The sequence below is a fragment of the Occallatibacter sp. genome (assembly GCF_049802275.1).
Classification (GTDB): Bacteria; Acidobacteriota; Terriglobia; order Terriglobales; family Acidobacteriaceae; genus Telmatobacter.
In genome coordinates this window covers 1-5,494 of record NZ_JBARMD010000107.1, presented here as the reverse complement: position 1 = coordinate 5,494, position 5,494 = coordinate 1, and the positions used below count along the sequence as shown (strand labels likewise).

At 55.2% G+C, this 5,494-nt stretch carries 4 protein-coding genes and 1 pseudogene; 2 read left to right on the top strand and 3 right to left on the bottom strand.

The annotated features are described in order from the left end of the window. Both WA354_RS03515 and WA354_RS03510 read right to left on the bottom strand, forming a co-directional pair. Positions 1-407: CHC2 zinc finger domain-containing protein (locus WA354_RS03515; RefSeq protein WP_472811626.1), on the bottom strand; the 407-nt coding region annotated here is incomplete at its 3' end. A gap of 406 nt (positions 408-813) precedes the next feature. Further along, positions 814-1,218: a DUF1801 domain-containing protein gene (locus WA354_RS03510; protein ID WP_472811625.1), complete on the bottom strand. Its 405-nt coding sequence runs from the start codon at positions 1,216-1,218 to the stop codon at positions 814-816. A 337-nt stretch (positions 1,219-1,555) separates the two neighbouring features. On the opposite strand from WA354_RS03510, the gene WA354_RS03505 reads away from it, so the two are divergent. Together WA354_RS03505 and WA354_RS03500 are read left to right on the top strand one after the other, a co-directional pair. Next, positions 1,556-2,566: a tetratricopeptide repeat protein gene (locus WA354_RS03505; RefSeq protein WP_472811624.1), complete on the top strand. Its 1,011-nt coding sequence runs from the start codon at positions 1,556-1,558 to the stop codon at positions 2,564-2,566. Between the two features lie 472 nt (positions 2,567-3,038). Next, on the top strand, positions 3,039-5,192 hold the full coding sequence (locus tag WA354_RS03500; RefSeq protein WP_472811623.1) for a tetratricopeptide repeat protein: 2,154 nt from the start codon (positions 3,039-3,041) through the stop codon (positions 5,190-5,192). A 105-nt stretch (positions 5,193-5,297) separates the two neighbouring features. Here the strand turns inward: WA354_RS03500 and WA354_RS03495 are convergent. Continuing rightward, positions 5,298-5,494: pseudogene (locus WA354_RS03495) on the bottom strand (peptidase S10); the annotation flags it as partial.

The following is a 5,494-nucleotide window of genomic DNA, read 5'->3' as shown; positions in this document are numbered from 1 at the left end:
GCCAGCGCTCCCTCCGGCCCGCGCAACTGCTCCTCGAACCAGCAAGTCGCCGCCTCATGCAGGTCGAGCAGTTTCCCGCGCATCCGGGCTTCAGCCGCTTCCTCTGGGGAGGAGAACTCCCGCTTGGGCAGGGGAATCCCGCTCTTCTGCGCCACAATCCGCACGGCTTCAGGAAAGGAAACATTCTCGATCTTGCCCACAAAGCTGAAAACATCCCCCGATACACCGCATCCGAAGCAGTGATAAAACTGCCGCACCGCGTGCACTGAAAACGAAGGTGATTTTTCCTTGTGAAACGGGCACAGCCCCGAATAGTTCTGCGCCCCCGCCTTGCGCAGGCGGATGTAGCCCTCGATCACCTTGACGATGTCGACTTGCTGCTTCACGCTTTGTGCGAAATCTGACACGGATGAAATCTGCCGTGAAGATTGTCAGGCCAGAAAACTAAGGTGCCCATCCATGACGCAGTTCCATCGCGGCATGGGTGGAAACCACCAACCCCAATCTTCATTCTTTCTGGGGGCGGTGCCACCCCATGAATGACTGTAGTTAAGAATAAGCCCTCCCTTTCCTGCCGCCGGTGCGCCTCAGGTCACGACGTCGAGCCGCGGCAATCCCTCATCGCGACCGTCGCATCCAAGTCGAGACACGAGGTTTGGACTTGGCAGCATCGGATTCTGAACCGACTGCCGGAGGCCGGAAAGATCACTGAAGTTTTGGGAAGCTGATGCGGAATGCCGAAAAGCACATTGTCGAAATGGTGGTCGCGTTGACCTTGGCACAGCGGCTTCGGATACGGCTACTCGAATTGACCTAGCCGTTCTCGACGCGCGCCTTTATATCGGAGTACGCCGCATCGATGAGCCTGCTTAGCGCGGCGGTGTTCGCGGCCGTTCCCTGTCTCAGTTTCACGTGGCGCATGAACTTGCCCGTGCCTTGCAACAAGCGCGCCGGATCTGGCAACGATGCGCCGTGAAAGAACCCCACGTTGACGTGCGAGGTGAATACATTGACATAGCCGAAGGGCGCGTCTCCCAAACACGCAACCGGGCAGCCGTCATGCAAAAGTTCCCGCACTTCGTCCCCGCACTTTCGCATCACCTCAAACCACTGATGCGCGATGGCTCGCAATTCACCGGCGTGCTTTTCCATCCACGCGTCGATGGCGGGATCGCGCTCCACAGCGCCATCGAATCGAAGCAGCCCTGTCGTCTTCACGGACCTCAATTTATCACTGCAAAGGCGTGGAAATATTCGGGAATCGTTATTTGCTTTCTGGCAACGTGGCCGTGAGGCGATCCCCGTCACCTTAAAGCTCTTGTTACAAAGCGACGTCGTGGACTAATTGCGATTTCCAGGGCGCCAATGTTTCTCATTGAGAAACGCGGTGGGGTTCATGCGTCCCGGCCTGAAGATCTCTGTTGACAAATAAGTCAGTCTCGCTCAGAATCCCTCAATCCGAGGGGAACCTCCCCTGCTCAAAAAACCCTCGGCAACGACGGACAAATTGGGCTCTGTTTCGCCTGGTGCATGACATCAGGCGCGGAGGATTGTCATGCCCATCTGGAGATTCCCCACTCTGGTTTTGGTGTCCATAGGTATTGGTTCGGCATACTTCGCAGCCGCCCGCAATGAGGCTGTTGCACAGGAGCCGCAATTCAGCGGTGGTCAGGTTGGTGGTCAGGTTATCGATGCTCAGCGCCGAATGGAATTGCGAACCACAGATTCCGCAGTTTCCATGCCGACAGGAAGAGCCAGTCCCAGCAAAGTGAATCCTGGTGTGGACGTGCTGACCCTCTCCGGACCATCGGAATCCAGAGCGCGTCGGATCGAAAAGGTGCTAGCTTCGCTGGATAAATTGCGCACGACGTATCGGGTAAGCGGCGACGGAAAGCTTGAGGCAGCAGCCCTTCTGCAGATAGGCACATGTTACGGCGCTCTCGGTCAGATGCAGAAGGCTATCGACCAATACAAGGACGCTCTTTCGATCTGGCAACAGTTGAAAGATTCCCCCGGCGAGGCTTCAGCGCTTGCGCACATAGGCGACGTCTACCGCCTCTGGGGTTTTCCCGATCGGGCTCTCCCGTTCTATGAAGAATCGCTTCCTCTCTACCAGCTTGCGAATGATTCTCCCAGCCGTGCAGCCGTCTTAAACAACATCGCCCTCTCCTATATGGCTTTGAGAAAGAAGAGTAAGACCTTCCAGTATCTGAGGGCGGCTCTTGCCACCTACAACGATCTCAAGGACGAGACTGGCCAGGCTGCAACTCTCTGCAACTTCGGTTCCGCCTATAACGCATGGCACGACGGCAAGCGAGCCCTGGAATACTTGGCGCAGGCGCTTCCACTTATGCAGGCCGCCGGCAACCGCGTCAACGAGGCAGCCGTTCTTAACGATATGGGCTTTGCGTACGCCACTTTGCACGACCGGCAGAACGCGCTTGCCCGCTATCAGCAAGCCAGAATGATTTTTCGTGAGCTAAAGGATTCAGAGAGCGAGTCTGCCGTCGTTAGAAACATGGATCATATCGATTCGCCTGAGAAAACCTACATGGCTCTGAGGTGAGTGTTACTCTCGGTGACTTGATGTCACTCGGAAACTCCGAAGAAAATTATGAACTCCGGACCGAGCCAGGCGGCTGACTCCGCGGAGGCATCAATATTGGAATGAACGGTCAGCTTTGTTGGAAGTAACCGGCTGACAATCGTTTTAGATTGATCGTGACAATCAAGCGGTCGATGAGCAGCTCGATAGTGATTGCTTCAGCGCAATCAGTTAGAGGACTTTATGAAGATCTCGCACGGGTCGAAAGACTTACGCGATCCGTCCTGCCACCATCCGCAATCGACCACCCGCAAATCATTTCTTAAATTGACAGCCAACTGAAGATTATGGTGGCGTGTCAGAGAAATCGTCCTATAAGATTGTTCAACTCTCAGTCTTCATTTGCGAAACCAAGCCTCTCCCACTGGGTTCTTCGTTTCATTTTGAGAAAGGACTGGTGTGCAGCGTGTGTGCAATTGAATGCGGAGTTGGGGTGCTCGCCACGCCAGCTCGGGTTCGGTCATCCGTGCGCAACGCGATGCTCGTCTGCATGGCGGCAATGCTTACGGGAATGTCCCACAGCGCCTATGCGTCGGAACAGTCCCCAGGCATTCCGAAGTCACCGGTGCAGCAACATTACGATGAAGCATTTCGGCTGCAAGACGAGGGTGAGCTGGAACGGGCAGATGCTGAGCACAAGGCGTTTCTCGCAGCGCTGCTCCATCAGATTGCCAATGCGCGAGCCAATCTGGGGATCTATTCACAGGCAGTTCCGGTGTACGATGAAGCGCTGGGGCTGATGCCGAATAGCATCGATCTGAACCTGGATTATGCCGCAGCGGCTCTCGACGGATTTGATTGGAACAAGGCGAAGACGCTGGCGTCCACGACTCTGGAGTTTCTAAAGCGAAACGGCCAGCCCCCCAACCCCGCTGCCATTTCTCTATTGGCTCAGGCAATGATGGGCCTGGGGGAATACAAAGAAGCTGTGGAACAGTTCAAGACACTGGCTGATTTGCAGCCGGGGTTCGAGAGTTCTTATGCCCTGGCCGGGGCCTACCTTGCGCTTGGCGATAAGGCGAATGGCTCGAAGATATTTACTGAGATGCAGGCACAGTTCGGAGATACTGCCGAGCTCCATTTCAGGTTAGGCAAACTTTATGGCCAGGCCACTTTCTACGAAGACGCAGTCCATGAATTCAAAATGGCGATTGCGAAGAACGATCAGCTGCCGGGCGCACATTTTTCACTGGGTGCCACGTACATGATGCAGACCGGCGAGCCTTCTTACGGCGAGGCCGAGCCAGAGCTTCGCAAAGAACTAACGGTAGATTCCCGCCAGCCACTGGTTTATGTCGCGCTGGGTCGGATTGAGTTGATCCAGCATAGATTTGGTGATGCGGAATCGGACTTGAAGCGCGCCATTGAGCTCGATCCACTCAACACCGCGGCTTACGCGCTTCTCGGCCAACTCTACACCGAGTTGGGACGAATTGATGACGCCGAGGCTGCGTTCCGCAAGCAGATAGCAATAACCATGGTTCCAGCAAAGAACGAATATGAGGTTGAACGTGCTCACTTCTGCCTTGGGCGGCTGCTCATAAAGAGAGGCGATCTGGCGAATGGCCGAAAAGAACTGGACATCTCGCGTGATCTGCTTATCGAAAAGGCGCAACAAGCCGAGTCGAGGCTGCATGGAAATACAGTGTTCAAGCTGCAGAACGGAAAGACGCACGAAGCCAATCCCGAAGAGATAGAAGAACAGGAGAAGCTCGAGGGCGAGGCGGGACATATGATCGCCAGCAGCTATGACAGTCTTGGAGTCCATGCCGCAACCGCCGGAGATTTTGGAGCGGCAGCAAGTTATTTCAGGCGTGCAGCGCATTGGGACCTCAAGCTTGGGAATATTGACAATAAGTGGGGTCGTGCGACCTTCGCCGCGGGCAACTATTCAGATGCAGTTGGACCGTTGAACAGGGCTCTCGCGTTGCATCCGGAGGACGATGGTATTCGATCAATGCTAGGGATGAGCCTTTTCGTGACCCAGGATTACGCCCAGACCTATCTGGTGCTGCAGCCGATGGAAACTAGAATCGATGCGAATACTCCAGTGGGTCTGGCCTATTTCGGGTCCATGGCGATAGCCGGGGACTACCAAAAAGGGATGGCTCAGTTGCAGCTTCTCGAGGCGGCGCACCCTGAGGCTGAGGAGATACATCAAGCCCTTGGCGAGGCATATGCAAGCAGGACGCTCTATGGCCAGGCCGCCGAACAGCTGCGTATTGCCTTGCGTTTGCATCCCACAAGTTCGGCGGCAAAGTACGCACTGGCGCTCAGCGATTTGGAACTCGGAGAAAAAGCCAATGCGCAAGAGCTGTTAGTCGAACTGGCAAAATCCGGCTCGAAGGACGATGCAGTTTACTTTCTGCTTGGTCGTCTGCAGTTGGAATCAGGATTGACCAAGGATGCAGTCGGCAACTTAGAAACCGCCGTCAAGATGAATAGTGGAAATGCAGCGTACCATCGGGTGTTGGCTGAAGCTTACCGCAAAAATGAACAGCCACGAGATGCAGAGATTGAACTTCAGAAATCGGCGACGCTGGAATCGCAAGGTGCGCCCGTCAACGCGGTGAAGGCACAATTCTAGCCCGCAATCGTACGAGGTTAGCCATAAGGTTCATTATTTGATCCGTTTTCCCCTGATGGATTGCAGCGCCGGCCCTCCGTGTTGGAGGGCCGCCGGCGTCTGCAGTTATTTACCGCCGTCTTCGGTGTTCCTGATGAAGTCCGCGGTGGCGTCGTGAAGTTCTTTCAGAGCGGGCGTGGTGATGTAGACCATGTGGCCGGTCTGGAAAAAGCGATAGTTGATGTTGCTCTGGAGCGACTGTGGAATCTGCAGGTGCTTGTCCTCATAGGTCGCGCCAAAGTAAGTGCAGCCCAGATCGTAAT